We start from the raw sequence: 3,242 nt of genomic DNA on the forward strand, positions 1-3,242 counted from the left end.
CCCGAGCAGCGCCGCGAGGCTGTGCGCGGCCATTATTACGAATGGCCGGGAATGGATGGCCGCCGCGGCGAGATCTGGTGCTACAGCGACCGTTTCTCCTATCGTCCCGGTGAAACGGTGACGCTGCATGTCAGCTCAACAGCGCCGCGTTTCAGCATCGTTGTCGTCCGCGATGGGAGAACCGAGACGAAGGTCTTCGAGGAAGTGGGCCTGTCGGCGCGATGGCAGGACACGCGGGACCAATGCTCGGTTGAAGGCTGCGGCTGGGAAGCGTCGTTCGAATTTCGTATCGGCGAGGATTGGCCGTCGGGGGCCTATCGCGTCACGCTCTCGGCCGACGGCGGTGATGGTGAGCCGATCCTTAGCCACCATCTGTTCATCGTCGCGCCCCTGCCCGGCCGCAAGCCCGGCCGCCTGCTGCAGGTCGCCGCGACCGGCACCTGGACGGCCTACAACACCTGGGGCGGCTCCAATCATTATCAGGGCATCACCGGCCCGAACCGCGACCAGTATGCGACGACGGTATCGACGCAGCGCCCCTGGTGCCGCGGCTTCGTGGTGCTGCCCAAGGACGCGCCTCGCGTGCCGCTGGAAGTTGCGGTGCCGCCGAAGACCGTGCCGCGCTATCCGCATATGGAATGGGCTTTCGCCACTGGCCATTCGAAGAAATACGCCTCTTCCGGCTGGGCGAGCTACGACAGCCATTTCTTCCGCTTCGCCGAGCGCGCCGGCTATGCAATCGATCTTGCCAGCCAGCACGAATTGCATTTCTCGCCCGAAATCCTCGATGGCTACGACTGCGTCGTCTTCAGCGGCCATGACGAATACTGGACCTGGGAGATGCGCGACGCCGTCGACAATTATGTCGAGCGCGGCGGCCATGCTGCCCGCTTCGCCGGCAACTTCATGTGGCAGACCAGGCTGGAGGACGAGGGCCGCCGCCAGGTCTGCTACAAATACCGCGCCCGCGCGGAGGACCCCGCTTATCGCGGCGACGTGACGCGCGCCACCAACTCCTGGGAGGCGCCGGAGATCGGCCGCCCAGGCAGCGCCACCTTCGGCCTCCATGCGACCAGGGGCGTCTATGCCGGCTGGGGCGGCTGCGCGCCGCGCGGCGTGCGCGGCTTTCCCGTCTATCGGCCGGAGCATTGGGCGTTTGCCGGCACCGGCATCTATTATGGCGACCTGCTTGGCGCCGACAGCCATGTCTACGGCTACGAAGTCGACGGGCTCGATTTCGAGATCCGTGGCGGCCTGCCCTACCCGACGGCGGAGAGCGGCGCGCCGGATGGCCTGCAGGTGCTGGCCGTCGGCATGGCGAGCCAGGTCGAGGAAAGCGCCGACATCCCGATCAAGGATCAGTTCCTTGCCGACGAGGACGGGCGCTTCACCGCCGAGACGCTGTTCGGCGAGGCGAGCGATGCCAATCTCGACAAGGTCAAGCGCGGCAACGGCATGATCGTCAACTTCCCGCGCGGCAAGGGCGAAGTCTTCCATGCCGGAAGCTGCGAATGGGTAGCCGGCCTGTTGAGGCAGGACGCGATGGTCGAACGCGTGACCAAAAATATTCTCGACCGCTATCTCGGAAAGACCTGACATGCCGAAACTGGAAGTGCAGCCCTCGCCCGAAGCCGAAGCGCGGCCGCCATCGCATCTGTTCTATCTCTCCAGCCTGCGCCGGCCGCTGGTCGACCGCGCCGAAGGCATCTATTTTTGGACCAAGGACGGTCGCCGCTTCATCGACGGCTCGAGCGGCCCGATGGTTGCCAATATCGGCCACTCCAACCGCAACGTGCTCGATGCCATGAAGCGGCAGATGGACAAGACCACTTTCGCCTACAGGCTGCATTTCGAGAACGAGCCTGCGGAAGAACTCGCGCGGAAGCTCGCCAGCAAGCTACCGGCCGGCATGGACCGTATCTTCTTCGTCTCCGGCGGCTCCGAGGCGACCGAATCCTGCATCAAGCTTGCCCGGCAATGGGCGGTCGCCACCGGCCGGCCGAAGCGCTGGAAGGTGATCACCCGCTTCCCCTCCTATCATGGCGGCACGCTGGGCTCGCTGGCGGTCACCGGCGACGACGCGCTTGCCGAGACCTTCACGCCATTGATGCAAGTGATGCCGACCGTGCCGGCCCCCACGGCCTGGCGCGACCGCGACAACCTCTCGATGGAACAGCGCGGCATCCGCTACGCCGACATGCTGGAGGAAAAATCCTCGCCGAAGGCCCGGAAAGCGTTTTGGCCTTCATCATGGAGCCGGTCGGTGGCGCAGCCACGGCAGCCCTTGTAGCGCCCGACAGCTACTATCCGCGCATCCGTGAAATCTGCGACCGCTACGGCATTCTTCTTATTCATGACGAAGTGATGTGCGGCTCCGGCCGCACCGGCAAATTCCTGGGCGGTGACCACTGGAACTGCAAGCCGGACATCGTCGCGCTGTCGAAGGGGCTGGGCTCGGGCTATGCGCCGCTCGGCGCGCTGGCGGCTCCGATGCGCTTGGTCGAGCCGCTGCTGGCTGCCGGCGGCTTCCAGCATGGCCACACCTATGCGGGTAATCCGCTGGCCTGCGCGGCAGGGCTTGCGGTGCTCGGCGAAATGGACCGCCTCGATCTGATCGCCAACGCTGCCGCCATGGGCGACGTGCTGATCGGCGAATTGAAGGAATTGCAAAAGCGCTTCCCCTTCATGGCCGACGTGCGTGGCAAGGGCTTGCTCCTCGGTGTGGAAATGGTCGCCGATCCGGAGACGCTGAGGCCCATCGATCCCGCCCGCAAGGCGACGCAGCGCCTGCTCGACCTCGCCTATGCGCGCGGCCTGATCATCTATGGCCGCAGGGTCAAGGGCGGCGTCGACGGCGACAATTTCATGGTGGCGCCGCCGATGATCATCACGCGCGAGCAGATCGGCGAGATGATCGCCATCATCGGCGACTCGCTTGCGGCGCTCGCCACCGAACTCGACCTGCCGGTGGAAGGCTGAGGGACGACAATGGCGCCCAGGAAAGTCATCATCACCTGCGCCGTCACCGGATCGGTGCACACGCCGTCGATGTCGCCGCATCTGCCGGTGACGCCAGACCAGATCGCGACCGACGCCATCGCCGCGGCCGAAGCCGGCGCCTCGATCCTGCACCTGCACGCCCGCGACCCGAAGGACGGCAGGCCGACGGCCGATCCGGACGTGTTCATGCAGTTTCTGCCGCGCATCAAGCAGGCGACCGATGCGGTGATCAACATCACCAC

The 3,242-nt window shown here is 65.6% G+C and carries 2 protein-coding genes and 1 pseudogene; all 3 read left to right on the forward strand.

Annotated features, from left to right (window positions below):
• Positions 1–1,596 (forward strand): N,N-dimethylformamidase beta subunit family domain-containing protein (locus EOA38_RS31655; protein ID WP_245480966.1); only part of this gene is annotated, 1,596 nt, incomplete at its 5' end.
• 1 nt (position 1,597) lies between these two features.
• Positions 1,598–2,979: pseudogene (locus tag EOA38_RS31660) on the forward strand (aspartate aminotransferase family protein).
• A 9-nt stretch (positions 2,980–2,988) separates the two neighbouring features.
• The coding region (locus EOA38_RS31665) for a 3-keto-5-aminohexanoate cleavage protein (RefSeq protein ID WP_145966156.1) at positions 2,989–3,242 on the forward strand (254 nt) is incomplete at its 3' end.

Source organism: Mesorhizobium sp. M1E.F.Ca.ET.041.01.1.1 (assembly GCF_003997355.1).
Taxonomy (GTDB): Bacteria; Pseudomonadota; Alphaproteobacteria; order Rhizobiales; family Rhizobiaceae; genus Mesorhizobium.